At 56.2% G+C, this 24,292-nt stretch carries 26 protein-coding genes; 2 read left to right on the top strand and 24 right to left on the bottom strand.

The features are described from left to right. Positions 1-14: 14 nt before the first annotated feature. The 4 genes from bioD to bioB all read right to left on the bottom strand — a co-directional run bounded on the left by bioD (position 15) and on the right by bioB (position 3,739). Positions 15-698: a dethiobiotin synthase gene (gene bioD, locus G364_RS0112310; protein ID WP_019935453.1), complete on the bottom strand. Its 684-nt coding sequence runs from the start codon at positions 696-698 to the stop codon at positions 15-17. Continuing rightward, complete coding sequence (bioC, locus tag G364_RS0112305) at positions 691-1,446, bottom strand: malonyl-ACP O-methyltransferase BioC (protein ID WP_019935452.1); 756 nt, start codon at positions 1,444-1,446, stop codon at positions 691-693. The genes bioD and bioC overlap by 8 nt, the downstream gene beginning before the upstream one ends. A gap of 8 nt (positions 1,447-1,454) precedes the next feature. Then, on the bottom strand, positions 1,455-2,591 hold the full coding sequence (gene bioF, locus G364_RS0112300) for an 8-amino-7-oxononanoate synthase (protein ID WP_019935451.1): 1,137 nt from the start codon (positions 2,589-2,591) through the stop codon (positions 1,455-1,457). A 125-nt stretch (positions 2,592-2,716) separates the two neighbouring features. Beyond that, the gene (gene bioB, locus G364_RS0112295) at positions 2,717-3,739 is read right to left on the bottom strand and encodes a biotin synthase BioB (protein ID WP_019935450.1); all 1,023 of its coding nucleotides are present in this window, start codon (positions 3,737-3,739) and stop codon (positions 2,717-2,719) included. A gap of 108 nt (positions 3,740-3,847) precedes the next feature. Between bioB and bioA the strand changes: the two genes are divergently transcribed. Continuing rightward, positions 3,848-5,116 carry an adenosylmethionine--8-amino-7-oxononanoate transaminase gene (bioA, locus tag G364_RS0112290; protein ID WP_019935449.1) on the top strand — a complete coding sequence of 423 codons (1,269 nt, stop codon included), beginning with the start codon at positions 3,848-3,850 and terminating at the stop codon, positions 5,114-5,116. Positions 5,117-5,136: 20 nt separating this feature from the next. On the opposite strand, the gene maiA is transcribed toward bioA, so the two are convergent. The 20 genes from maiA to G364_RS0112190 form a co-directional block, all read right to left on the bottom strand. Beyond that, complete coding sequence (maiA, locus tag G364_RS0112285; RefSeq protein WP_019935448.1) at positions 5,137-5,775, bottom strand: maleylacetoacetate isomerase; 639 nt, start codon at positions 5,773-5,775, stop codon at positions 5,137-5,139. Positions 5,776-5,918: 143 nt separating this feature from the next. Further along, positions 5,919-6,863 carry a tetratricopeptide repeat protein gene (locus G364_RS0112280; protein WP_019935447.1) on the bottom strand — a complete coding sequence of 315 codons (945 nt, stop codon included), beginning with the start codon at positions 6,861-6,863 and terminating at the stop codon, positions 5,919-5,921. A 94-nt stretch (positions 6,864-6,957) separates the two neighbouring features. Next, positions 6,958-7,896: a type II secretion system F family protein gene (locus G364_RS0112275; RefSeq protein ID WP_019935446.1), complete on the bottom strand. Its 939-nt coding sequence runs from the start codon at positions 7,894-7,896 to the stop codon at positions 6,958-6,960. Between the two features lie 2 nt (positions 7,897-7,898). Further along, positions 7,899-8,867, bottom strand: coding sequence for a type II secretion system F family protein (locus G364_RS0112270; protein WP_019935445.1), 969 nt, complete (start codon positions 8,865-8,867; stop codon positions 7,899-7,901). Positions 8,868-8,876: 9 nt separating this feature from the next. Continuing rightward, positions 8,877-10,184 (bottom strand): TadA family conjugal transfer-associated ATPase, encoded by a 1,308-nt coding sequence (locus G364_RS0112265; protein WP_019935444.1) that lies wholly within the window; start codon positions 10,182-10,184, stop codon positions 8,877-8,879. Positions 10,185-10,204: 20 nt separating this feature from the next. Then, a complete protein-coding gene (locus tag G364_RS0112260; protein WP_019935443.1) occupies positions 10,205-11,413 on the bottom strand; it encodes a CpaE/TadZ family protein in 1,209 nt (402 codons plus the stop codon). Positions 11,414-11,424: 11 nt separating this feature from the next. Then, positions 11,425-11,883, bottom strand: coding sequence for a TadE/TadG family type IV pilus assembly protein (locus G364_RS0112255; protein ID WP_019935442.1), 459 nt, complete (start codon positions 11,881-11,883; stop codon positions 11,425-11,427). Further along, positions 11,883-12,356: a TadE/TadG family type IV pilus assembly protein gene (locus tag G364_RS0112250; protein ID WP_019935441.1), complete on the bottom strand. Its 474-nt coding sequence runs from the start codon at positions 12,354-12,356 to the stop codon at positions 11,883-11,885. The genes G364_RS0112255 and G364_RS0112250 overlap by 1 nt, the downstream gene beginning before the upstream one ends. After that, positions 12,356-13,831, bottom strand: a complete 1,476-nt coding sequence (locus G364_RS0112245; RefSeq protein ID WP_019935440.1) for a pilus assembly protein TadG-related protein — start codon at positions 13,829-13,831, stop codon at positions 12,356-12,358. The genes G364_RS0112250 and G364_RS0112245 overlap by 1 nt, the downstream gene beginning before the upstream one ends. Before the next feature lie 27 nt (positions 13,832-13,858). Further along, positions 13,859-14,128, bottom strand: coding sequence for a hypothetical protein (locus G364_RS0112240; RefSeq protein WP_019935439.1), 270 nt, complete (start codon positions 14,126-14,128; stop codon positions 13,859-13,861). Between the two features lie 22 nt (positions 14,129-14,150). Continuing rightward, complete coding sequence (locus G364_RS0112235) at positions 14,151-15,536, bottom strand: type II and III secretion system protein family protein (protein WP_245541427.1); 1,386 nt, start codon at positions 15,534-15,536, stop codon at positions 14,151-14,153. Between the two features lie 51 nt (positions 15,537-15,587). Then, positions 15,588-16,385 carry a Flp pilus assembly protein CpaB gene (cpaB, locus tag G364_RS0112230; RefSeq protein ID WP_019935437.1) on the bottom strand — a complete coding sequence of 266 codons (798 nt, stop codon included), beginning with the start codon at positions 16,383-16,385 and terminating at the stop codon, positions 15,588-15,590. A 44-nt stretch (positions 16,386-16,429) separates the two neighbouring features. Further along, positions 16,430-17,665, bottom strand: a complete 1,236-nt coding sequence (locus G364_RS0112225; RefSeq protein WP_019935436.1) for an ATP-binding protein — start codon at positions 17,663-17,665, stop codon at positions 16,430-16,432. A 60-nt stretch (positions 17,666-17,725) separates the two neighbouring features. Beyond that, positions 17,726-18,244 (bottom strand): A24 family peptidase, encoded by a 519-nt coding sequence (locus tag G364_RS0112220; RefSeq protein WP_083928719.1) that lies wholly within the window; start codon positions 18,242-18,244, stop codon positions 17,726-17,728. A 51-nt stretch (positions 18,245-18,295) separates the two neighbouring features. Further along, positions 18,296-18,511 (bottom strand): Flp family type IVb pilin, encoded by a 216-nt coding sequence (locus tag G364_RS0112215; protein WP_019935434.1) that lies wholly within the window; start codon positions 18,509-18,511, stop codon positions 18,296-18,298. Between the two features lie 293 nt (positions 18,512-18,804). Next, on the bottom strand, positions 18,805-20,103 hold the full coding sequence (locus tag G364_RS0112210; RefSeq protein WP_019935433.1) for a L,D-transpeptidase family protein: 1,299 nt from the start codon (positions 20,101-20,103) through the stop codon (positions 18,805-18,807). 182 nt (positions 20,104-20,285) lie between these two features. Next, the gene (locus G364_RS0112205) at positions 20,286-21,431 is read right to left on the bottom strand and encodes an RNA-guided endonuclease InsQ/TnpB family protein (RefSeq protein ID WP_019935432.1); all 1,146 of its coding nucleotides are present in this window, start codon (positions 21,429-21,431) and stop codon (positions 20,286-20,288) included. A 144-nt stretch (positions 21,432-21,575) separates the two neighbouring features. After that, a complete protein-coding gene (locus G364_RS16550; protein ID WP_019935431.1) occupies positions 21,576-21,887 on the bottom strand; it encodes a nucleotidyltransferase family protein in 312 nt (103 codons plus the stop codon). After that, the gene (locus G364_RS0112195; RefSeq protein ID WP_019935430.1) at positions 21,874-22,263 is read right to left on the bottom strand and encodes an HI0074 family nucleotidyltransferase substrate-binding subunit; all 390 of its coding nucleotides are present in this window, start codon (positions 22,261-22,263) and stop codon (positions 21,874-21,876) included. Before G364_RS0112195 ends, G364_RS16550 begins: the two co-directional genes overlap by 14 nt. A gap of 49 nt (positions 22,264-22,312) precedes the next feature. Further along, positions 22,313-22,660, bottom strand: a complete 348-nt coding sequence (locus G364_RS0112190) for a hypothetical protein (protein ID WP_040614637.1) — start codon at positions 22,658-22,660, stop codon at positions 22,313-22,315. A 111-nt stretch (positions 22,661-22,771) separates the two neighbouring features. On the opposite strand from G364_RS0112190, the gene asnS reads away from it, so the two are divergent. Then, the gene (gene asnS, locus G364_RS0112185; RefSeq protein ID WP_019935428.1) at positions 22,772-24,172 is read left to right on the top strand and encodes an asparagine--tRNA ligase; all 1,401 of its coding nucleotides are present in this window, start codon (positions 22,772-22,774) and stop codon (positions 24,170-24,172) included. Positions 24,173-24,292: the final 120 nt, after the last annotated feature.

The following is a 24,292-nucleotide window of genomic DNA, read 5'->3' as shown; positions in this document are numbered from 1 at the left end:
ATCTCCCTGATGAATTATTTCAGCAAAGGGGCCGGATCGATATAGCTGACGGCAGTGCTGGTCTCTTCTTCCGTGAGCCTTGGCAGCTCCCCCAGAAACGGCGCTTTGATCAAGGCCTTAAGGGTGGCGGCGTTTTCTTCATAGTGGCTCATGTGAGCATCTACCCGGTTGAGTACCCAACCGGCCACCACCAGGCCGTCGTGACGAATGGCCTCAAGGGTGAGCAGCGCATGGTTAATGCAGCCCAGGCGCGCACCCACCACCAGAATAACGGGAATATGCTCTTTTTTTACCCAGTCGGATAAAAACCGGCCCTGCCCCAGCGGCAAGCGCCAGCCGCCTGCGCCTTCCACAAAAATCCAGTCGGCGGTGGTTTCTTTCAGGCGGGCCAGGCCTTCGGTAATGCGCGCCGGCTCAATGGGCTCGGCAGCCTGCTCGGCGGCAATGTGCGGGGCAATGGCGGGAGCAAAGGCGTAGGGGTTGTGCATGGCATAAGGCAGTTTAATGCTGGACTCAGCCTGCAGGGCCAGAGCGTCTTCGTTTTTAAGCTCGCCGTTTATCAGCTCACAGCCCGAGGCCACGGGCTTGTAGCCCAGCACCTGTTTGCCGGCTTCTTTGCCGGCCTGCATGAGCGCGCGGGTAACAAAGGTTTTGCCCACTTCGGTGTCGGTGCCGGTAATAAAAAAGGTGTTAGCCATAAATAACTCCATATGCCAGCCGGTAGGTGGCCACACAGTGGCCCTGTTGATTTTTAGGATAGATGAGATTAAGCCGCTGCCAGGCGTTTTTGCCCAGCAGGCCGGTGCGCCGGTTCTGGTTTATCTGGTTGGCACCAATACCTTTTAAGTCTTGCAGCAGGGCTTTCAGCTCGGGATAACACAGCTGCTCGGTGCCGGTGTGCAGTTGCCAGCGCCGGCCGGTGGCGGCCAGTTGCTGCCGCAATGTCTGCGCTTGCATAAATTGGTTGATATGGGTGTGCGAGTCTATTGCATGCCAGCTGCGGGCCAGCTCAGCCAGGCTGCCATCCAGCAGGGTGGAGAACACCATAACGCCGCCGGGTTTGAGCCGGGCGCTCCAGTTGCTGAGCCAGGAGGCGGTGTTGCTGCTCCACTGCAGGCACAGGTTGGCAAAAATAAAGTCGAGGCTTTGCTCGGCCAGCGGCGGGGCGTCCATGTCGGCGCACAGGGGAATTATGTCGGCACGGGTGCCGGCCTGCTCCAGCATGGCGGCAGACAAGTCCAGCGCCAGCAGCCTGTTCGCCCGTTGTTTGAGCGCCGGCCCAAACCAGCCGCTGCCGCAGCCCAGATCCAGCCCTACTTCTGCCTGAGCTGGCAAGTGCGCCAGCAAGGTCTCGCCGCTGCGCCGCTGCAGCTCGTTGTGGTGGTCGTAACTGTGGGCGGCACGGCTGAAGGCACGGGCGACTTTTTGTTTGTCTATATGTTGCATGGTTTTCTCTACAGGGCGGCGTGTAATGCATTGATCAGCTGCTGCACATCGGCTTTGGTGTGAGCGGCACTGAGGGTAATGCGCAGCCGGGCGCTGCCTTTGGGCACGGTGGGCGGGCGTATGGCACCGGTCCACAGACCTTGCTGTTTAAGGGCGGCGGCCAGTTCAAGGGTTTTGTGCTCTTCCCCCACTATCAGTGGCTGAATGGCGGTGTTGGACGGCAGCAGCATGAATGGCAAACCGGCCACCCCGTCACGGAATTGATGAATAAGCGTTTGCAGGTGGTCGCGTTTATCATCGGCTTGCTGCACCAGCCGCACCGCGGCCAGCACGGCGGCGGTCTGGGGCGGCGGCAGGTGGGTGCTGTAAATGTAGCTGCGGCCCAGGTTGTGCAAATAGTCAATCAGCGCGCGGCTGCCGCCCACAAAGGCCCCGCTCACGCCCAGTGCCTTGCCGAAAGTACCCATAAAAATGTTCACCTCGCTGGCTTCAAGGCCCTGTTCATTCAGCGTGCCCCTGCCCTCTTTGCCCAGCACACCCAAACCGTGAGCATCGTCTATCATCAGCCAGTTACCGGATTGCCTTGCCAGCGACACCAGCCCGGGCCAGGGCGCAGTGTCGCCGTCCATGCTGAACACCCCTTCCGAGATAATGAGCCCGGCGTTGGGTGTTAATTTACGCTCAAGAGCACGCATATCGTTATGGGCAAAGCGCACCATGCGCGCCGGGCTGAGCAGGCCGGCTTCCTGCAGTGAGGCATGGTTGAGCTTGTCTTGCCACAGGGTGTGCTCCTTGCCCGGCAGGGCTTTTATTACCGCCTGATTGGCAGAAAACCCCGAGCTGAACAGCATCACCGCCTCAAGCCCCAGCCAGTTGCACAGCACCTGTTCCAGCTCACGGTGAATGGCCTGATGCCCCACCACCAGCGGCGAGGCCACGGCCCCAACGCCGTATTCCCGTGCGGCCTGCTCACTGGCGGCCAGCAGTTCGGGCGCGCGGCTTAAACCGAGATAATCGTTGCCGGCAAAGTTGAGATATTGCCTGCCGCCGGCATACAGGCAGCGGCCGTCTACCCGCTCAATGGCCGGCAGCGAGCGTTTCAGCCCGGCGGCCTCGCGTTCGGCAAGAGATAAGTTAAATGGCATTGAGATTCCAGCTGTAAGCTATAAGCCGTAAGCTGTCAGCAGCCCGAGTCGAGAGTGGGTTTTATGATCACCGTTGATCACACACCACACCCATCGACTTACAGCTTAAAGCTGACAGCTGTGTTTTACGCTTCGTAAAACAAGGGTGTTGGCGCGTTTTGCTCGGCTATTTGCTCGTGCAGCTCTATTTCGGTCATTTCGTCGGGCTTTTGGCTCACGCCGCTGGGCCGAATGCCGAGCCGTTTGAACAGCTGCATGTCGCTGTTTTCATCGGGGTTGGGGGTGGTGAGCAGTTTGCAGCCGTAGAAGATGGAGTTGGCACCGGCCATAAAGCACATGGCCTGCATTTGCTCGTTCATTTTTTCCCGGCCGGCGGAAAGGCGCACATGGCTTTGGGGCATTAAAATGCGGGCCACGGCAATGGTGCGGATAAAGTCAAAGTCGTCGAGATCTTCCTGCTGCTCCAGCGGCGTACCTTTTACCTTTACCAGCATATTAATGGGCACACTTTCGGGCTGGCGGGGCAGATTAGCCAGGGCCAGCAGCAGGCCGGCTCTGTCTTCCGGGCTTTCACCCAGGCCCACAATGCCGCCGGAGCACACCTTCATGCCGGCGTCGCGCACGTTTTCCAGGGTGTTTAGCCGGTCGGCATAGGTGCGGGTGGTAATAATGTCGCCGTAAAACTCGGGGCTGGTGTCGAGGTTATGGTTGTAATAATCGAGCCCGGCGTCGGCCAGCCGGCCGGCCTGATCGGCGTTCAGCATGCCCAGTGTCATGCAGGTTTCCAGCCCCATGGCTTTGACTTCCTGCACCATTTTCAGCAAATAAGGCATGTCCCGCTCTTTGGGGTTGCGCCAGGCCGCGCCCATGCAAAACCGGCTGGAGCCGTTGCTTTTGGCCTCGCGGGCCCGCTCCAGCACTTTTTCCACTTCCATCAGCTGTTCGGTTTCCAGGCCGGTGTTATAGCGGGCACTCTGGGGGCAATATTTGCAGTCTTCCGGGCAGGCTCCGGTTTTAATGGACAGCAGCGTGCTTACCTGCACTTCGTTGGGATCAAAGTTGGCTCTGTGCACCTGCTGGGCTTCAAACAACAGATCAAAAAACGGGCGGTTAAACAGGTCAAGTACTTGCTCGCGGGTCCAGCTCATGAGGTGCCTTTTTTATTAAATGTGATGTGGCGATTGCTGGCCAAGTGTAAGGGCCGGTGTTAGCCTGTCAATCACAAAACAGCATACACGTTTACGTTTGATTTATTTATGACCAATCAAGAGTTTGACCTGCACCACCTGTGGCATCCCTACACCTCCCTCACTCGCCCCCTGCCCTGTTATGAAGTGGCCAGCGCCAGCGGCGTGCACTTGCAGTTAAAAGACGGCCGCCGGCTGGTGGACGGCATGTCGTCCTGGTGGGCCTGCCTGCACGGCTATAATGTGCCCGAGCTGAACGCCGCCGCCACCGCTCAGCTGGGCAAAATGGCTCATGTGATGTTTGGCGGGTTAACCCATGAACCCGCCATTGAGCTGTGCCGGGCACTTAGCGCTATTTTGCCTGCCGGGCTGGACCGGTTTTTTCTGGCCGACTCGGGCTCGGTGTCGGTAGAGGTGGCGCTGAAAATGGCCATTCAATACTGGCATGGCAAAGGCACACCCAAAACCCGCTTTGCCTGCCTAAGCCGTGGCTACCATGGCGATACCTTTGGGGCCATGAGCGTATGCGACCCCAACGGCGGCATGCACAGTCTGTATAAGGGCTTTTTGCCCGAGCATCTTTTTGTGCCTCAGCCCGAAAGCACCTTTAACGACGAATTTAATCCGGCAGATCTGCAGGCGCTGGAAGCGGTATTTGAGCGGCACCACCATGAGCTGGCGGCCTTTATTCTGGAGCCGGTGGTGCAAGGTGCCGGCGGCATGCGCTTTTATCACCCCGACTATTTGAAAGGTGCCCGCAAGCTGTGTGATCGCTACGGCGTGCTGCTGATTGCCGATGAAATTGCCACCGGCTTTGGCCGCACCGGCAAGCTGTTTGCCTGTGAATGGGCGGGCATAACGCCGGATATTATGTGCATTGGCAAGGCGCTCACCGGCGGCTATATGACCATGGCGGCCACCATTACCACTCAGGCTGTGGCCGAGACCATTTGCAACGGCCCCGCCGGTGTGCTGATGCACGGCCCCACCTTTATGGCCAATCCGCTGGCCTGCGCCGTGGCCCTGGCCAGCCTGAAGCTGTTACTGGATTCGCCCTGGCAGCAGCGCATTGCCGCCATAGAAACGCAAATGCAGCAAGAGCTGGCCCCTGCGCGTGAGCTGGATGCGGTGGCGGATGTGCGGGTGCTGGGCGGCATTGGTGTGATTGAGTTGCACGAGCCACTCAAGGTGGCCGAGGTGCAAAAACAGCTGGTGGAGCTGGGCGTGTGGATACGGCCCTTTGGCAGGCTGTTTTATATTATGCCGCCGTATGTGATTAAGCCCGAGGAGTTGAGCCGGTTAACGTCCGCCATGCTGGCGGTGGTAGAGCACTTGTAGGTGGGACGAGTCCCAACATGTTACCGATAATCCGGCTGTTGTTTGGGCGCGGCGCGTTGAAAGGCGGGCTGCTGCTGGCAGTGGTGATAGATAGCCATAATGCGCGGATAAGGCTCAAGGCTGCAGTTTGTGCGAATGGCGTTGGCCACCTGGGGCACCAGGCAGCAGTCTGCCAGTGTTGGTGCATCGCCAAAGCAATAGTCACCCATGCCGTGGCGCTGCAGCAAGGTTTCGGCGGCAGCCAGGCCTTCGGCGGTCCAGTGTTTAATCCAGTTTTGTTGCTGCTCTTCACTCAGTGCCAGCTCATTGGCCAGGTAGTTACGCACTCGCAGGTTGTTAAGCGGGTGCATATCGCAGGCAATTAAATTGGCCAGCTCCAGCACTCTGGCGCGCAGCAAGGGCTTGGCGGGCAGCAGCGGCGGATCGGGATGCAGTGCTTCAAGATAATCAATAATGGCCAACGACTGACCAAGAGCATTGCCCTGTTCGTCTATCAGCATGGGCACACCGCCGGCAGGATTTTGTGCCTTAAAGCGTTGCTCCCGGTGAGCACCGGTGCGCAGGTCTACGCCGTGGTAGTCAGCCTCAATGCCCTTGATGGCAAGGGCAATGCGCACCCGGTAAGAGGTGGAACTGTTGAAAAAGCTGTAAAGATGCATATGTGCCTCGGTTTAACCCCTCCCCGCTTAACCCCTCCCCAACCCTCCCCTTAAAAAGGGGAGGGAGAATGTGGGTGGTCCGCCTTAAAAAGGGAGGGAGAATGTGGGTGTCACTCCTTAAAAAGGAAAGGGGGAAAGGTGGCCTAACGGTTACTGGCCGATTGCATGGTTTTGGCCTGATTCAGGTTTTCTACCGCCTTGGGATAATAACGGGGTGAAGCATCAATGGCGCGCTGAAAAAAGCTCTGGGCAATGTCATATTCGCCTTCCATCATGGCAATGTAACCCAGATCATTCAGGGCTTCAGCCTGCGGCATAATCTTGCGCAGTGCCATTAATGCCTCTGAATGGCGGCCCCAGCGGTAATACAGCAAGCCCAGATTGCTCCAGCCCCTTTCATATTCCGGCTGCTGATTCACCGCCCGCAGCATGGCGCGCTCGGCCTGAGGGTATTCCCCCTGCAAATAGTAAGAAAAGCCCAGGTTGGTGTGCAGCATGGCCAGGCCCGGCTGCACCTGCAGGGCACACTGGTAATATGCCCTTGCTGCTGTGCCCTGCTCCATCATGTCGGCCAGCAGACCTAAACCGTTATAGCTGCGCCAGGGCGAGCTGCTGTCGGTTACGCAGTTTTCCGGTGTGGCGGCGGCCTGGCCCAGACGGGCTGCATCGGCGGCAATCACTTCTTTAAGCAGGGTTTCTGCTTCGTTATGACGTTTCATGTCAATTAACAGCAGCGCCAGCCCTTCTTTGGCCTGCTGCTGATTTTTGTCTTTTTGCAGCACATTGCGATAAGCCTGCTCGGCGCGGGAGTTGTTATTGCGCTGGCGCTCCAGCCGGGCAATGTTGAGGTAAATGTCGGTGGTGTCGAACTCTCTGAAAGCCAGCGCCTGAGTGTAGGCATAGACCATGGCGTCTATGTCGCCGGAGGTTTGTGACTGGGCAATCAGCATCTGGGCTTCTTTGCCGTTGGTGGGTTTAATGGCCCCTGCGCCGGGCGTGTTGGCCGGCATGCTGGTGTCGCTGTCGTCCGACATAGCGGCACAGCCAGACAGCAGCGCCAGAGTCAGTGCCAAAGCAATGTGTTTCATGTGTACTCCTCATGCCTTGTCCGTGGCGTAAGCAAGTGTTGTTATGATTCTTATGCTAGTCGGTGCGGTTCAATCGGGCCAGTATTAACCTCACTTACATATTACCGAAGACGCGGAAGACCTTTATCAGGGCCGGGCCTATGGCCACAATGAAAAACGAAGGCCAGATAAACAGCACCAGCGGGAAGATCATTTTGGTGCCTACCTTGGCGGCCAGCTCTTCTGCTTCCTGTTTGCGCTTAATGCGATATTCATCGGCGTATACCCGCAGGGTTTCGGCAATGCTGGTGCCAAGCTGAATGCACTGGTTAATGGCCACGTTCAGGCTGCGAAAGTCTTCCAGCCCGGTGCGCAAAATAAACTCCTCAAACGCCTGCTGCATGGTAAAACCGGCTCTGAGCTTGGCGGAAATCAGGCTCAGCTCCTCGGCCAGCTCTTCATGGCTCATGCCAATTTCACCGGCCACCCGCTGTAATGCTGCTTTGAAGCCCATGCCGGCCTCGGTGCACACCACCAGCAGGTCGAGCGCATCGGGCATGGCCAGTTTGAGCTGAGTCATGCGTTTGTTGGCCAGCCGCTCCAGAATAAACACAGGCAAAATATAAGCGATATAGCCCACCCCCAGCATCACCATAAAAATAATATTAAGGGGTAACTGGGTCAGCAGGTTAAAGGCCACAAATGCCAGCAGCAGTGCACTCAGCACGGTAATAACCCGAATACCCACAAACACACTGTAGGCAGAGCTCTTCTGAAAGCCCGCATGCACCAGCAGGGTGCGAATGCGGTGGCCGTTAAAACCACTGCCGTGCTTTTTGGCAATAATCAGCCGTTGCTCAAGAGACTCTTCGTCTTCGGTTTCTTGCTGAATGTGTTTCAGTTCGCGGCGATAGGGGCTGTTAATGCCACTGGCCACCAGGGTCACGCCCCAGAACAGGGTGATCACGCTGAATGCCACCCCACCCACCAGCACCCACTGGCGCATTTGCGGATCGGCCAGCACCTGGCCCAGTAACTGATTGAGTGTATCCATGGCTACACCTCTATCTTGATAATTTTACTGATCCACCAGGTGCCCAGCACCATGCCCACAGCACCGGCAATCAGCAGCTTGTTGCCTTCCGGTGTATTAACCAGCTCCACTATGTAGCCGGGCGTGGTTAAAAATATCACCGCAAATAACACAAAAGGCGTCAGCACCAGCACCCAGCCCGACATGCGCCCTTCCGCCGACAGGGTGCGCAGCTGGCGGTTAAACTTGAAACGGTCGCGAATAATTTTGGCCAGCTTGTCGATGTTTTCCACCAGGTTACCGCCGGTTTCCCGCTGCACCTGCACGGCACTGACCAGCGCCATGTTAGAGATGCTGGGCACCCGCTCCAGCAGTCCGGTCATGGCCTTGCGCACATCTTTGCGATAGTTGATGTCGGCAAACACCAGCGCAAACTCACGGCCAATGGGGTTGGGCATTTCTTCACTGATGAGCTTAATGGTGTCGGCAAAGGAATAACCCGCCTGCAGGCCGCGTTTCATAATATCCAGCGCTTCGGGCATTTGCTGTTCATACAGGGCCAGCCGCTGCAAATAGTTGCGGCGCAGCTTGAACCACACCGCCAGCGACGGCAGCACCAGCAACACAAGACTTAGCCAGATATTATGCAGCCACAGCCAGCTGGCCGCCACCAGCACCAGGGTTACAAACGCCAGCATAAATACCAGTTGGTAGGCATACAGGCGCGAGCCGGCCAGCTCCAGTGAAAACGCCACCCGCTCCATCATGGGCAGGGTTTCTATGCGGCGCATGGCCGGCGACAGCGCATCCAGCTTTTTGGTACGAAAAATGGATGCCTGGGCCTGAGCCTGGTTTTCATCGGCCAGCGCCTGCACCCGGCGCTTGAGCAGGGTGGAATATTTAAGCCGGGGCTGACTGATGGGCACAAACATGGCCATGCTCAGGCACACCACCGCCAGGCCTACCAGCGCCAGAAAAATCAGCATATTCATATGCGCCTCCTAAAAAATGCCCTTGTGCAGGTCTTCGTCGCCAAACAGGCTGCGCGGCAGCACCATGCCCCGGCGGGCCAGGCGGTCATAGAAGTTGGGCATCACGCCGGTGGCCTTGTGCCGGCCGATGACGTTGCCTTCGCTGTCTATGCCGGTGCGCTCAAAGGTGAAAATTTCCGACATGGTAATGGTCTCGCCTTCCATGCCGTGCACCTCCTGCATGCTGATCATGCGCCGCTTGCCGTCTTCCTGGCGTTCCAGCTGAATAATTAAATCCAGCGCCGAGGCCACCTGGGTGCGAATGTTTTTTACCGGCATATCAAACCCGGTCATCGACACCATGTTCTCCAGCCGGCCCAGGGCATCACGCGGGGTGTTGGCGTGAATGGTGGTGAGCGAGCCTTCATGGCCGGTGTTCATGGCAGTGAGCATGTCAAAGGCTTCCACGCCCCGCACCTCCCCCACCACAATGCGGTCGGGGCGCATACGCAGGGTGTTTTTTACCAGATCCCGCAAGCTGACCTCGCCCTTGCCTTCCACGTTGGACGGACGGCTTTCCAGCTGCACCACATGAGGCTGCTGCAATTGCAGCTCGGCGGAGTCTTCCACGGTAATAATGCGCTGATTGGACGGAATAAAACTGGACAGAATATTCAGGAACGTGGTTTTACCGGTGCCGGTGCCGCCGGAGATAAGAATGTTGAGCTTGCCCTTAACCACCGCTTCCATTACCTCGGCAATGGCCGGAGTGATGGTGCCAAAGTCAATTAAGGTATCTATTGCCAGCTTTTCTACGGTAAAGCGGCGAATGGAAAGCGTAGGCCCGTTCAGCGCCAGCGGCGGAATAATGGCATTGACCCGGGAGCCGTCTTTCAGGCGGGCATCCACCATGGGCGACAGCTCGTCGATGCGCCGGCCCACACTGGACACAATGCGTTCTATTACGCCCATTAAGTGGTCGTCGTCGGCAAAGGTAAGCGGCACCCGCTCAATGCGGCCCCGGCGCTCTACATAAATGTTTTTGGCCCCGTTTACCATAATGTCGGCAATGCCGGGGTCGGCCAGCAGCGGCTCCAGCGGCCCCAGGCCCAGCACTTCATCCAAAATCTGGCGCACAATTTTCTGGCGCGAACTCATGGACAGCGGCACCGGCGAGTCTTGCATCAGCTGGTGTGCCAGCCGCTCTATCTGCTCACTGGCCTGCTCGTTGGACACCGTTTGCAGCATGGGCAAGTCCAGCATGTCCATGAGTTTTTCGTGCAAACGCTGTTTGTGGTTTTGCTCTTCCTGATTAAGGATATAGTCTTCAAGGTTCATCCGTGACCCCCTATGTCCGGCTAATGACCGAACAGTCGTTTAAATAATCCTGGTTTTTCTGCATTACTGGTTGTGGGCTGCAGCGCCGCCGAAAGCGCATTAAAGCCCTGCACCAGCTTGTGATTGCGTTTTTCTTCCGCCACCAGCCGGCCCAGATCGGTGCAGGTTTCAGCCATGGCAAAGTCGTTGGGCAAAGTAACCATATTTTTGATTTCTGTGGCTTTTTCTATTTCCTGCAGCGACATGTCTTTTCTTTTGTCGTAGCGGTTAACCAGCAGCAGAATGCGATCCCGGCCAATGCCCAGCTCATGGCGCAGCTGCTTAAGCAGAAAAATGGTCTCACGCAGCGCACTTAAACTTTGCTGCATTACCACAACCACCTGGCTGGCATTTTCCAGCAGCGGCAGGCTCCAGCTTTCCGGCCCGCGCGACATATCCACCACCACCCGCTGATATTGACCGCGCACCAGATGCAGCAGCTGGGCACACTGGCGGGCGCTAATGGCGGTGTCGTCGTGCAGAGGCGACACCGATGCCGGCAGCACATCCAAGCCGTCGCGGGCCTTGTTCACCATGCCGGCCAGGGCCATGGCGTCCATTTCGCCGGATTTATGCAGCGCTTCGGTAAGGCCGCTGTGTTTGTCACGAATATTCAGGTAGTCGGCCAGCGAGCCGTAGCGGCGGTTGGTATCCAGCAGCAGCACCTTGTCTTGCTCACTGTGCAGGGCATGGCCCAGATTGGCACACACAAAGCTGGCACCGGAGCCGCTTTTGCCGTTTACCACCACGGTAACCGGTGCCAGACTGATGCTGGCCGACACCGCCGCCGACACCCGCACCAGCGCGCTCCACAGCTCGGTGAGGTCACCGTCCTGGGGCAAAAAGTCGGCGGCCCCCATGCGCATGGCCCGGCGCACCAGGGCGGTGTTGGCAGGGTTGCCCATAAACACCAAATGGCGGCGTTCACCGGCCTTGCGCTCCAGCTCGTCGTAAACCGGTGCCATGACTGAATGATCGACCAGCAGCAATACCTGGCGGTCACCTTTGGGCAAAAAGTCCTGATCGCTGAGCTTTTTAAGCTGCAGCTGGCTGCTGTTATGAAATTTGATTTTAAGCAGAGGCCACACCTGCTCGTCGGGATCCATGACATTCAGCTGCAACGGGCAAGACAACGCCGGCAGTGTGTGCATGCTCTCTCGCTCCAGTTCTACTATTTTGGCGTCTGTCATAACCACTCCATTTACGGGAAACAGGGCACCACGCCGTCTGGTGTTTCTCCCAGGCTTTCTGCCCTCACTACGGTTGAAAAATCCGGACTGAACATGGACAAGTCCACAGACAGGGGCAAAATCATTTCAAAGCGATAATTGGTAATGCCGGCTCTGACATAGCGGGGATAATCGGTGCCTGAAACCGGCACAAAAGCATCAGACAAATATTCAATATTGACATTACCGCCGGTTAAACCGGGCACGCTCCCTCCCAGCCGGCTGATAATGCTGTCGGCTACCGCCACCCTTTCATCCGGTGAGCATACAGTAGCGACCCTTGCGGCCTGCCTGGTAACCTCATTAAGCACTGACCAGGTATAAAGCAAGCGCCCCAGCTCCATTACCGCAAACAACACCAGAAAGACAACGGAGCCAACAATGGCAAATTCGACAATGGCCAGACCTTGCTGATTTTTGCGCTTAATCATTACTCTACCCTCACTGTTAAACTGGTGTTCAGTGGAAAGTCGAGTGAAATAACACCGGCCACAAAAGTGTTAAAATCTTTTCCGAATACCGGCTGCCAGCTGTAGCTGGCGCTGATATCCACATAAAAGTCGCCGCTGTCTGCCGGCATTTCATAAATAGCGCTGAAACTGATATCAGATTTTGACAACCCAGTTAATAATGGATCACCTGTTCCGGCGGCGTTGCCATATACAACAATATTTTTTACCTTGTCTTCACTCTCTGAGCGAGTATCAATATTTTCATAATATCTGCCACCCCGATCCAGAGCCAGGGCTCCGCCCCGCAACGCCTGAGTCAAGCTGGAGTACTGATATAATGCCCGCCCGAACTCGCCAATTGCCAGCATTAGCAAGAGAATAAGAGGAAGCACTATGGTCGCTTCAACAGCTGCCAGCCCCTTTTGCCTGTTGGATTTATGACAAGCACGCATCAGGAGTCTCCGCTACCAATATCGTTATACAGTACCAGCTGAGGTTTCTTACCGAAGTCATCATCACCACCAGTTGCATCAGAATCACACTCAGGAATAATTTCCCCAACAACATACTGACTAAGACCATTACCAGTCACTTCCTGATTAAGGAACATACAGGCAACACCAATAATAGGGATATTTTTTCCTACACCCTCTCCTCCGACAGCAACAGGAACCTTTACAATTCGACGCCCATCGATACAGTCAACATTTTTACCGTTTTTATTATACTCTTCATATTGCGGCGAAGACTTATCAGAATACTGGTTATAAGTCTGCACTCCAGAAAAGCCACCCTTATATTTCTCTGCCTCTTTCACATCGTTATTTGCCGAAGCTGGATTATCTATAATCGCCTGAAAATAATCATCAATCTCTGTTTTTTTAGCACTTCCATCATTAAATAAATCTTCAAGATGCTCTGTTAGCTTATTATCTTTAAAGTCAACCAAGTAACCACTCTTAACAAGAGAGCAATCTGAGTAGTAATTCTCATCACCAGGACTTGCCTCTGCCACAGGCACTGTAGGTGCCTTGTATTTACCTGGATTATAATTATTAAAGCGGGTATTAAGTCCTTGACGTGTAGGGCCAGCCATATTCCCTGTCTTACTATCGGTATCGATTACAGTCAAAGTGCAGTTAGGCTCACTTTCTGGACACTCGTCAACTTCATAGTCTTCATCAAGGGTAATACAGTGACCTCCGGCAAGACCATCCCTGTAACCATCGGCACCATTTTGTTCACCCAGCCTTAATGCCTGGAAATTACCGGGAGCCATATTAGGATTTCCTCCGGCCGGGGATTTTATAACTATCATGTCCCCGTCTTTTTTGTTTCCGGGCTCGGTAGATGCCATGTTGTATCCGTAAAAATCACCCTCACCAGCTTTGTTACTATCTACCAGCATCAGTAGCGGGATCACGTCACAAATTTCATTTCCATCAATAGGTGGTAAGTTACCCGCAACCGCAGAGGCTCTGACTTGCCAGGTATCCACCAATAACTGGGAAAGAAATTGAGTGACCGGCACTGTCTCCATGCGCACTCTAATGTATTTGGCGTCGGCATCCAGTGTAGGCTCAAAGGGTACGGGGTTATGAGAAAACTCTATGGTAACGGTATCCGCCAATTTGGTGGTATCTACGTTCATTTTTCTAAAGCCGTCCCCCTCAAAGGTGGCTTTAAGCGTATCTCTTACTGCTCGCCGGGCTTCATCATGAGTGCTTTTGTCCAGATCCGTCGAGCTGAGCGTTTTACCGCCACTTAATGCAGCGGTATCAACGGCATCCTGCAACCGGTTTTTATTAAGGATCAAATACCCCCCATCCAGTGCCAGGGCGGCAAAGCCGAGCAGGGTGAACAGCGCTACCGTGACCAGGATCAGTACGGCACCTTTCTGTTTCCTTGGGGTTGGCAGCGCTTTCATGATGTGTTCCTCGCTTACCTGTGTTGGTTAATCACCAAAGTTAAGGGTGACCTGGGTTTTGCCTTCGCTGGGGGCTTCGGCCCCTTTCACGTATTTGTCGTGCAGGGCCACGCCATATTCCCCGTTAAGGGTAAGGGCGGTGAGCTTGCCGTCGTTACGCTCGGCGGCACCCGGGTCCAGAATTTGCAGTGTGTCCAGCTGCCGAGTGTCTTGCCCCATGTCAAAGCCGTAATGAAGCTCGTTGGCGCAGCCGGTGAGCAGGCCTGCTGTCAGCAGGGCAAGCAGTGATACCTTCATGGTGTTTCTCCTTGTTGTGCTGCTACAGTGACTGGCCATAGGTTTGCTCCATGCCACCTTCGTTCATGGCCGGGTTAATGCCGGTGTTGCTTTCGGGCTGAACCGCCGGGGCCTGATCGCTTACTCTGGCGCGCTGCGACATGCGGCCCAGCAGATAAAACTCCAGATCATTGGGCTCAATAAAGCCGTCGGTGGGCAACGACACCTGCTGCTTGTTAAAGGGGCGCACCAGCCGTGGCGTCACCATAATCACCAGCTCCGACTCGCCCTTGGCAAAGCGGCGGCTGGTAAAGAGGTTGCCCAAAATGGGAATGTCGCCGGCAAAGGGCAGCTGGCTTACCTGCTCACGGGTGTTTTCACTGAGCAGGCCGGCAATGCTGATGGTCTGGCCGTCGCCCAGCTCTACGGTGGTGCCGGCACTGCGCTTGCTGAGGGCGGTAATTTCACCAAACAGCGGCACGTTGGCGGAGTTGGCCACCACCGGCTCACTGACCGAGACATTCAGATTCAGGTTGATTTTGCCGCTGCCCAGCACCACAGGAGTAAACTTGAGGCCCACGCCAAATTCCTTGAACTCAATGGCAATGCCGTCTTCGGTGGGCACCGGCACCGGATATTCACCGCCGGAGAGAAACTCGGCCGACTGGCCGCTGATGGCCGTAATGCGCGGCTCGGCCAGCACCCTGGCCAGGCCGCGGGTTTTGGCCAAATCGAGCGCCACGTTAAACACGGTGTCGGCACTAGCAAAACCGCCAACAATGGTATTGGTGCCAAAGTTCTGCAGCTGGCTTACGCTGTCGCGCAGCAGCGAGAAGCCCCAGTTACCCGAGCTTTCCAGCAGCTCAAAGGCCGACTCCCAGCTGCGGGAGGTGTCGCGGGCCACCTCGGCCACGGTCACTTCCAGCATCACCTGCTGGCCGCCGCCCACGCTCATCATGTTCATCACTTCCGAGCGGGCCACACCGCCCTCGGCTGCCACCACATAGCCCCGGGCCAGTTCATAGGCGGCGTTCAGCCGATCTAAATTGGAGACTTCGCCGCTCACCACCAGCTGGCCCTGAGAGGTATGCACCTGAATGGGCTCGTTGGGCAAAAAGCGGTAAAGCCGCTCTTTCAGCCCCTGCAGGTCGTGGCTTACTTCAATGTCGTACACCTGCATTAAGTTGTCGTTCATGTCCCATACCATGAGGTTGGTATGGCCGAGCGACTTGCCCACCAGATAAAGCTCGCGATCCTGCAGCACCAGCACGTCGGCAATGGCGGGGTTGCCCACCGACACCCGGCTGGCGGGCCGGTCCAGCATTAATGAGCGGGATTTATGAATGGGCAACTGCATGTCATTGCCCGCCTGGTTAAGGTTGCCACCGGCCACGGCGGTGCCGGTTGCTGCCAGTAACGTTAACCCCAAAAGACATCCTGTAAGGGTTTTCATAGCCACCTCCTGTGCACTAATGTGTTGTTAGCTTTTTACCGGCACCTGCTGCTGGCTGGTGCCTTTTATCAGATCAATGGTAGAGGCGCGCGGACGCACCACCACCGGCTTGGGCTCCGGCTCGGTTACTTCCTGCTGAGGCGGCTCAGCCACGGCGGCCACTGTGGTTTCTGTGATGTCCTGTTCGTCATTGGGGTTGCGCAGGGCCAGCTGAATGCGGCCGTTGGAGCTGGCATTTACCAGCTGCTCGGCCTGCTCGGGGTTCACTTCCAGGGTCACGGCGCGCACCAGTTTGGGGCGGTTTTCGTCGGTGTGCTGGGTTTGGTCTACCGCCAGCACTTTCAGGTTTTTAAGCACAGTGCGGGTGCTGTTGCCGCCGGTGAACAAAATGTCTACCCGGTTGCCCGGCAACAAAAAGCCGGCCACGCCGATGACGTCATTCACCCGCACCGTTACCGCCCGCATGCCCGGCTCCAGCAGCACAGACAGGGTGCTGCCCTCGCCCGCCGGTGCCAGCCGCTCTATGCGCAGCACGTCACCGCGGTAAAGGTTGTTTTTGGCCACCATGCTCTGGGCCTGCTCAATGCTGGTAAGGGCACCCGGCGGCACCAGGCGGGAGTCGATGTTTTTAAGCTGTACATGAATGGGCTCAATGGGGGCACCGGGAGTAAGATCAACGGCGGCCACTACCACCTGACTGGTGTTGGCCTCGGCGCTGGCCTTGGCCACCTGACTTTGCTGGTTAAGCCAGTTATTGGCCATGTAGGCAGCACCCACCCCAAAGACAATGGAGAGAACAAACAGCAGTAATGTGCGAGTTTTCATAACCGGTTCCTTGGTTGTAAATATGCTCCGTAAAAACAGTATAGTCAGTGCACGCAATACATGTGCCAGGCCCTGGTTAGAATATCCTGATTTAAAGGCATGCCGGCCTGACCGTTAAAATGCATAATGTCTCTGGCAATGCCCAGAATATCCCGCGGGTAGCAGGCAATTAACGGCTTGCCGCTTTCTTTATGCAGCTTGTCTACCATAAAGCGAAAGTCAGATTCATTTGCTGACAGCTGATAGCTTTCCAGATTTCTGTTCCAGATGTCACGATACAGGTGTTCGGGCATGGCACTTAACTGCAGCTTGTAACCCAGGCGGCGTAAAAACGCCTCGTCGGCAATGGTTTCCGGATCCAGGTTGGTGGAAAACACCAATATCTGCTCAAAGGGAATATCAAAATGCAGCCCGTTGGGCAGCGACAGAAAATCGCGCCGCTCTTCCATGGGCACAATCCAGCGGTTAAACAGCTCGTCGGCAGAAAAACTTTGCCGGCCCAGGTCGTCTATTAAAAATACGCCGTTGTTGGCTTTCATTTGCAATGGCGCGCTGTATTGGCGGGATTGCCGGTCAAAGTGTACTTCCAGCATATTTAATTTGAGCTCACCGCCCACCATCACCAGGGGCCGTTTACAGGAAATATAACGGGCGTCCTGCTCGTCATCCTGTTGCTCGGTGCGCCAGTGATAAAGGGGGTCGAACAGCGGAATAATGGTGTTTTGCACGGCAATGGCGTGGGGCACATATATATGTTCATCAAAGACTTTATTAAAGCGATGACATAAAAAACTTTTACCGGTGCCGGCATGGCCATAAATAAGCAAAGGCCGGCGCGAGTTAAGCGCCGGCCCAAGGGCATTGATCAGCTCGGGGCTGATCACCATGTCGGTCAGGGCCTGCTCCAGCTGCTCACGCCTGATGCTGCGCTCACCCAGTGACTGGGCCAGCACCAGCTTGTTGTAGGCGGCAAGCGGAATGGGGGCCGGGCCTATGTAGCCGTCGCGCTCGTTGAGCACCTGGGCCTCGTACTGGCCTTTTTGCGTGAGGGCATAACGCACGGGTTCATCCATGCGGCCCGAGGCGCGCACCTCCACTAGCTGCAGGGTTTTCAGCTCCTGCAGCAGCGGCTCCACTATGCTGCCACGCAGGCACAAACGCTGTGCCAGTGCGGGCAGAGCCAGGCTGGCTTCTTCCTGCAGGTGGCGCAGCACAAGCCGGAACAGCAGCTCTTTAGACAGGCCGGTGTCGGCCAGGGTTTTGGGTTTGGGCAGAAACATCCGTGTTACCCCCTGTTTAGCTGGAAGCTGGAAGCTGGAAGCTAACAGCTGACCGAAATTTCAGGAAACTAACGTAAAAATCTGGAATTCGTTAAGCACCACCGCCAGGGCGGCTCCCAGCGCCAGCGCCGGGCCGTAGGGCACCTTAAGGCCGGCCATTTCATTCTCGACTGGGGCCAGATAGCGGCGGGTGCCCAATATAATGCCATAGCGGCTGAAGCTGGTTTTAAACCCCTGCCAGCCCACTTTGCGCCAGGCCAGAATTAACACCAGCGGCAAGCCGATAATCAAGCCATAAAGCAGCCCTTCCAGAAATACCTGCCAGCCGGTAAAGGTGGCAATGGCCATGCCGAGTTTTACATCGCCACCGGCCAGAAACCGAAATACAAATAACGGAAACAACAGAATAAAGGAATAAACCAGGCCGGTTAAGGCAAAGGCCAGCCCTGCACCAGTAAAATTATGAAATGCTAACGCCAGCGGAATAAAGCTCAGTGTTAGCCAGTTGGGAATTTTATGGCGGGCCAGATCCATCCAGCACGCCGCCATAAGAAAGATTAATAATGGTAGCTGTTCCATAGAGTCACCAATAAAGAAAGGGAATAGGCTTTCCTATTCCCTTTACTTAGTTTATGCATCCTTATCACATGTAGCAGCCTCAGCAGCATCGAGGCCAGTACCAGTGGCATCACAAAGCCTTTCAATCTGCTCACCTACATTTTGTCCCAACTGAGTAAATGCAGTCACAACAGCAGCAGCCACCAACGCGCCTGCAACAGCATATTCAACAGTTGTCAGACCCTCTTCATCATTCACTAAACGCAGTAATTCTTTGGCAATAAACATAAGAAAACCCTCTTCCTTGCTTGTGTTTTCAGGTCCCTGTTTTACAGAAAACCTTCCTGGTTAAAACGTGCTGGTTAATGGCACTCCTGTGCCGGTTTATCATATAGCCGCGCTGCCTCCCTTCTGCTCGATTATATGTTCCGGCACGTTAACCCGTTACGTTAATTGGTTACGGGTGTTTTACGTGCCGCGCCTTTCTTTATTTACTTGTTATTAGTTATAGCGCAGTTTTCTTTGGCACAAGGCACTTTATGCATGCAACTTTTAGAATGATTTGGCGGTTTTTTTGCCGTTCATGTTCTGTTTTTTCGATAGATGTCGTGGGCAAACATCAGGCTGCGGCCGTCCATCCAGGTGGTGAAATACACCATATACACCGGCAGGCGCTGCGGCGGCGGCAGCAGCTGAGTGCGGCCGTGCTCAGGCAGCGCCCAGCCAATGCCGGTGGCCAGCGCCTGAGGCTCACTCAGGCGCACACAGCCGTGGCTTAACGCGCGCTGGTCGCGGCGGAACAGGGTTTTGTCGGGGGTGTCGTGCAAATACACGCTAAAGCGGTTTTGCATTTCAAACTTGAGCTGCCCCAGGGCATTGGCCGGCCCGGGCTGCTGCACCAGGCGCAGCCCGGGCGGGGGCTGCTGCCAGTTAATGGCCGACGGCGGCACCGGCGTGCGCTGGCCCGGCAGCCACACATTAAAGCCGTTGCGGTCAAGAAAGCCGCCGTCCTGTTGCTGGGCGGGCAACAGATCTTCACGAATAATGTTGGCGGTGGGGGTCCAGTCGGGGTTGACCTTGAGCGCGCCCAAATAGGTGGCCAGCTCGGGCGTGGGCCAGTCTGGCCGGCCCACTATTACCGGCATGGCCAGGGTTGGCCGGCCGCCGCGCACCAGGGTAAGGCGGTAGGAAGGAATGTTAATTAACACATAGTCTTCGGTGGCCGGCGGCAGCAGCAGCCAGCGCTGCAGGTTAATTTTTATTTCGGCGCGCAGCTCGGCGGGCGAGCGGTTCAGCAGGGCCCGGGTGGCGGCATCAAGGCTGCCGCTGGTTTCCAGGCCGCCGGCCTGTTGCAGCTGTTTCAGCCGGCCGGCCAGGGCGGTGTCGAGCACATCGGTGCGGCCAAGCGGGGCCGGTGCCGGCTGGCCCAGCTCGGTGAGCCGGGTGCGCAGCGCCACTATGGCCGGATCCCGTTCGTTCATGCGCACCTCGGGGCCGGGAGGCAAGGGCGTGTAATCGGGGCCTTGGCCCAGTTGCTGATAATGCTGATGCAGGGCACGATAGCCGTGATAGTCGGGCACCTGCCCGCGCATGTAGCCGGCCAGGGTGTGTTGCGCCATGGCGCGTTCAAAGCCCTGAGTGCGCCAGTGTTCGGGCAGGGTATATTGAGCAAAGCGCTCGCGGTTTTTCAGCACGGTGCGCCACTGCCGAGTAAACCAGGCATCGCGCTCTGCGGTGCTCATGGCATTTATGCTTGAGTCTGGCAGCAGCAGCTGCTGCAGGGTTTGCCCGGCGTCGTTAAGCTGGTTATTGCTGTGCCAGAGCAGCCCGGCCCAGGCATGGCTGCTGAGTAACACACATAAAAACAGTAAGGCTCGCATACGGTTCCCCTCCGTGGGACTGGTTTACACAGTATGGACCAGCGCGGTGAGCAGGTTGGCGGAGAGTACCGGGAATTCACTGTTGCCCGCAGCATGGATTCCGGCGCGGGGCCGGAATGACTCAGGGTTGGGCGAGGCTTAGCCTTGACTGCACCCCTCCCTAAAGGAAGGGGATTCCCAATTCACCGAGAACCGGACACGGAGACTGGCCCCATGCCGCTTACATTCTCTCCAAGGGCTAACACCGCCAGCCCGGCGGCTTTAATGTTTGTCGCCGCGTTGATGTCGCGGTCATGGTGTGCACCACATTCGGGGCAGTCCCATTTTCTGACCGACAACGGCAGCGATGACAAGGTATGCCCGCAACCCGAGCAGCGTTTGGAGCTGGGGAACCACTGGTCAATGGCGACCAGTGAGCGACCGGCCCATTCTGCCTTGTACGCCAACTGGCGCACGAACTCGCCCCAGCCTGCATCGGCAATGGCTTTGCTCAGGGAAGGGTTACGGATCATGTTTTTCACTGTCAGGGATTCAACGCAGACTACTTGGTTCTCGTTAATCAGTCTGCGGGACAGCTTGTGCAAGTTGTCCTGTCGGCAATCGGAGATTTTAGCGTGAAGTTTCGCCACCTTCTGGCGGGCCTTGGCGCGATTGGCCGAGCCGAGCTTTTTCTTGCTCAGTCGGCGCTGTGCCTTGGCCAGTCTGGCGGCGTATTTCGCAGTATGGCGGAGATTGCCGACCCGTTCACCCTGGTCGGTGATAAACAGATCTGTCAGGCCCAGGTCAATGCCAGTCATGTTGGGAGTAACCGGCAGTTTACTGGGCGCGAACTCACACAGGCAGCTCACAAAGTAACGGCCTGCCGAGTCCTTGGAAACGGTCACGGTACTGGGCTCGCCGGGCAGTTCACGGCTCCAGCGAATATTCAGCGGGGTTTTGCTCTTGGCCAGGTACAACTTACCACCTCGGTATTTGAAGGCCGAGCGGGTGAACTCCGCCGACTGGCGGTGCCGCTTGTGCTTAAATACCGGGTACTTGGCACGGCCTTCAAAGAAGTTTTTGAAGGCGGTTTGCTGGTGGCGAAGGCATTGCTGCAAGGGCACACACGACACCTCAGACAGAAACGCCAGCTCAGGATCTTTCTTGAGTTCGGTCAGTCGGGCGTTAGCACCAACGTAGCCGATTTTTTCCTGACGCTGATAAAAAGCATCGGTACGCCAGCGCAGTATGGCGTTATAGACAAAACGCACACAGCCGAAGGTCTGCGCCAACAGCTCAGTCTGTTCGGGTGTCGGGTAAAACCGATATTTATAAGCGCGTTTTGTCATGCGCTTAGTTTAGTAAACCACTGTATAGATAACCAGTTTAAAAGGAGAGGCGGGAACAGGGGCGGCTGACGCCGCCGCGCTATCCCTTCCCGCCCTAAAAGGACGGGGTTTCCCGCGCAAAATTGATGATGATGCAAGGGCGGGTTAGTTCAGTATGAGAGGAATTAAGTCGGGGGTAATGGCGTGTCTGAATTCCTCGCTGATGGCTCTTAAATCAACCAGATCAACCATAAAAGGCAGGTCAGACTCACCGAGCGCAGCCTTTACGCGAAACATCAACTCGGGCGGCAGGGCTTGAGACGGGTGCTCCAGAGCCAGATCCAAGTCGGAATATGGGCGGGCCTTGTGTTTTGCCCGGGAGCCAAACACATAAACACGAATATTTTCTTGCTCCGGCAGAGCCTGCTTAAGGCAGGCAAGCAGTAATTGCATGTCGCCGTCATCAATCTGCGGCATTTCTTTTCTCCAGCTCGGCCAGCAGCGCCATGGCATCATCGTAGAAAAGAATGGCTACCTGATATACCTGTTCAGCCACTGCTTCGTCGTAGGTATGTGAGGTGATATTGCGGGCATAATGGTAGTCGAACCAAGGATTGGGGCTGGCAATAATTTGTTTATCGGCAGCAAGACGAAACAGGTCTTTACGGCTTAAGGGGGCCAGTGTTTCGGTGCCTACGTCTTCAGCCAGATAACGGCGAAGCAACTTCCAGGCGAGCTCATAGCTGTATTCAAAGCGCTGAATAACGGCATCGCGAATAAACTCGTCTTTAGGCTGGCACAGCGCCAAATGTAAGGTTGCCAGCGCTTTTTGCAGAGGGGCAAGTAAGATCATGCGGTTCTCCCAAATGTTTGCGGTAGTGTACCGAGGCAAGCGCTAACGCTCAAACTGCCGGATAAAAATAGAACAGTAGCAGGGTGAAGATGGCCGCGGCCCCCAGCATGGCCAGATACACTTTTAAATACTGGCTCTGGCGGCGGCCCTTGAGGTGCACCAGGGTAAAGGTGGTTACCGCCAGCCCCAGGGCACCCCAAATGCCCAGGTGAAACCACAGCGCCGGCAAGGTGAGCCAGCCGGTGCGCACTTCTACCTCAAGGTAGCGCATATAGCCATATTGCTGCTCGGGGCGGGCATAGTGAAACAGCACCAGCAGCAGTATATAAAGTGTCCAGCCGCCGGCAGTGAGGGCGGCCAGCAGAGCACCTAAGCGGTCTTTGGAGCGTTTTGCCATGGCCACCTCCCATCTTTTGCTTGAGTCCTGATGCTACACGGGTAACATTAGTCGCCTTATATAGTGTATCGGCAATAAGCCGGTTTAGTTCAAAGCTGGAGAGCGATTTACATGACCCACGCATCCGTAACTGATGTGCTGGCTGGCAAATATGCCGTTGGCACCACCCTTACCGTAAAGGGGTGGATTCGCACCCGCCGTGACTCCAAGGCGGGCATTTCGTTTTTGGCCGTTCACGATGGCAGCTGCTTTAATCCGGTGCAGGCTGTGGTGCCCAATAGCGTTGCGAATTATCAGTCTGAAGTGGTGCGTGTTACCACCGGCTGCTCGGTGGAAGTAACCGGCATTGTGGCCGAGTCTCAGGGCCAGGGCCAGGACTTTGAACTGCAGGCCACCGAGGTGAAGGTAGTGGGCTGGGTAGACGATCCCGATTCTTACCCCATGGCCGCCAAGCGCCACTCTATTGAATATTTGCGCGAATATGCTCACCTGCGCCCGCGCACCAACCTGATTGGTGCCGTGGCCCGGGTGCGCAACTGTCTGTCGCAGGCGCTGCACCGTTTCTTTCATGAAAACGGGTATATGTGGGTGGCCACTCCCATTGTGACCGCCTCCGACTGCGAAGGCGCCGGCGAAATGTTCCGGGTGTCTACCCTGGATCTGCAAAACCTGCCCCGCACCGACAAGGGTGACATTGACTTTGGTGAAGACTTCTTCGGTAAAGAAGCCTTCCTCACCGTGTCGGGCCAGCTGAACGCCGAAACCTATGCCTGCGCCCTGAGCAAGGTTTATACCTTTGGCCCGACGTTCCGGGCCGAAAACTCCAACACCAGCCGCCATCTGGCGGAGTTCTGGATGGTGGAGCCGGAGCTGGCCTTTGCGGATCTGGACGATGCCGCCAAACTGGCAGAAGACATGCTGAAATATGTGTTCCGCGCCGTGCTGGAAGAGCGCATGGACGACATGACCTTTTTTGCCCAGCGGGTAGATAAAGACGCCATTACCCGCCTGCAGAGCTTTGTGGAAAAAGACTTTGCTCAGGTGGATTACACCGATGCGGTAGAGATTTTGCAGAAGTCCGGCAAAAAGTTCGAGTTTCCGGTGGAATGGGGCATTGATTTGTCCTCCGAGCATGAGCGCTATCTGGCAGAAGAGCACTTTAAAGCGCCGGTGGTGGTGAAGAACTATCCGAAAGACATTAAAGCGTTTTATATGAAGCTGAACGCCGACGGCAAAACCGTGGCGGCCATGGATGTGCTGGCCCCGGGCATTGGCGAGATTATCGGTGGCTCCCAGCGGGAAGAAGTGCTGGAAGTGCTGGACGCCCGCCTGGAAGAAATGGGCCTGAACAAGGAAGATTACGGCTGGTATCGCGACCTGCGCCGCTATGGCACAGTGCCGCACGCCGGCTTTGGTCTGGGCTTTGAGCGCCTGGTGGCCTATGTAACCGGCATGGGCAACGTGCGCGATGTGATTCCCTTCCCCCGCACTCCGCGCCACGCCGAGTTTTAACCCCGTTAACCCCCTCCCGACCTCCCCCTTAAAAAGGGGGAGGAGCAAAAGCATGTTCCCTCCCTTAAATAAGGGGGGAGCTGTGGGTTCCCTCCCCTTTTTAAGGGGAGGGTCAGGGTG

This window comes from Oceanimonas smirnovii ATCC BAA-899 (assembly GCF_000381965.1).
Classification (GTDB): Bacteria; Pseudomonadota; Gammaproteobacteria; order Enterobacterales; family Aeromonadaceae; genus Oceanimonas; species Oceanimonas smirnovii.
The sequence above is the reverse complement of the archived record's forward strand: the minus strand, read 5'-3'. Positions and strand labels throughout refer to the sequence as shown.

Bases quoted from the DNA above. Each gene is read 5' to 3' on its own strand.
- G364_RS0112240 (WP_019935439.1), bottom strand. From the start codon at position 14,128: ATGAAGGTATCACTGCTTGCCCTGCTGACAGCAGGCCTGCTCACCGGC.
- G364_RS0112270 (WP_019935445.1), bottom strand. From the start codon at position 8,867: ATGAATATGCTGATTTTTCTGGCGCTGGTAGGCCTGGCGGTGGTGTGC.
- G364_RS0112275 (WP_019935446.1), bottom strand. From the start codon at position 7,896: ATGGATACACTCAATCAGTTACTGGGCCAGGTGCTGGCCGATCCGCAA.
- bioF (WP_019935451.1), bottom strand. From the start codon at position 2,591: ATGCCATTTAACTTATCTCTTGCCGAACGCGAGGCCGCCGGGCTGAAA.
- G364_RS0112265 (WP_019935444.1), bottom strand. From the start codon at position 10,184: ATGAACCTTGAAGACTATATCCTTAATCAGGAAGAGCAAAACCACAAA.
- cpaB (WP_019935437.1), bottom strand. From the start codon at position 16,385: ATGAAAACTCGCACATTACTGCTGTTTGTTCTCTCCATTGTCTTTGGG.
- G364_RS0112255 (WP_019935442.1), bottom strand. From the start codon at position 11,883: ATGATTAAGCGCAAAAATCAGCAAGGTCTGGCCATTGTCGAATTTGCC.
- G364_RS0112225 (WP_019935436.1), bottom strand. From the start codon at position 17,665: ATGTTTCTGCCCAAACCCAAAACCCTGGCCGACACCGGCCTGTCTAAA.
- G364_RS0112215 (WP_019935434.1), bottom strand. From the start codon at position 18,511: ATGTTTATTGCCAAAGAATTACTGCGTTTAGTGAATGATGAAGAGGGT.
- G364_RS0112280 (WP_019935447.1), bottom strand. From the start codon at position 6,863: ATGAAACACATTGCTTTGGCACTGACTCTGGCGCTGCTGTCTGGCTGT.
- asnS (WP_019935428.1), top strand. From the start codon at position 22,772: ATGACCCACGCATCCGTAACTGATGTGCTGGCTGGCAAATATGCCGTT.
- G364_RS0112195 (WP_019935430.1), bottom strand. From the start codon at position 22,263: ATGATCTTACTTGCCCCTCTGCAAAAAGCGCTGGCAACCTTACATTTG.
- G364_RS0112260 (WP_019935443.1), bottom strand. From the start codon at position 11,413: ATGACAGACGCCAAAATAGTAGAACTGGAGCGAGAGAGCATGCACACA.
- G364_RS0112245 (WP_019935440.1), bottom strand. From the start codon at position 13,831: ATGAAAGCGCTGCCAACCCCAAGGAAACAGAAAGGTGCCGTACTGATC.
- G364_RS0112190 (WP_040614637.1), bottom strand. From the start codon at position 22,660: ATGGCAAAACGCTCCAAAGACCGCTTAGGTGCTCTGCTGGCCGCCCTC.
- G364_RS0112210 (WP_019935433.1), bottom strand. From the start codon at position 20,103: ATGCGAGCCTTACTGTTTTTATGTGTGTTACTCAGCAGCCATGCCTGG.
- G364_RS0112205 (WP_019935432.1), bottom strand. From the start codon at position 21,431: ATGACAAAACGCGCTTATAAATATCGGTTTTACCCGACACCCGAACAG.
- G364_RS0112250 (WP_019935441.1), bottom strand. From the start codon at position 12,356: ATGCGTGCTTGTCATAAATCCAACAGGCAAAAGGGGCTGGCAGCTGTT.
- bioA (WP_019935449.1), top strand. From the start codon at position 3,848: ATGACCAATCAAGAGTTTGACCTGCACCACCTGTGGCATCCCTACACC.
- maiA (WP_019935448.1), bottom strand. From the start codon at position 5,775: ATGCATCTTTACAGCTTTTTCAACAGTTCCACCTCTTACCGGGTGCGC.
- bioC (WP_019935452.1), bottom strand. From the start codon at position 1,446: ATGCAACATATAGACAAACAAAAAGTCGCCCGTGCCTTCAGCCGTGCC.
- G364_RS16550 (WP_019935431.1), bottom strand. From the start codon at position 21,887: ATGCCGCAGATTGATGACGGCGACATGCAATTACTGCTTGCCTGCCTT.
- bioB (WP_019935450.1), bottom strand. From the start codon at position 3,739: ATGAGCTGGACCCGCGAGCAAGTACTTGACCTGTTTAACCGCCCGTTT.
- bioD (WP_019935453.1), bottom strand. From the start codon at position 698: ATGGCTAACACCTTTTTTATTACCGGCACCGACACCGAAGTGGGCAAA.
- G364_RS0112220 (WP_083928719.1), bottom strand. From the start codon at position 18,244: ATGGAACAGCTACCATTATTAATCTTTCTTATGGCGGCGTGCTGGATG.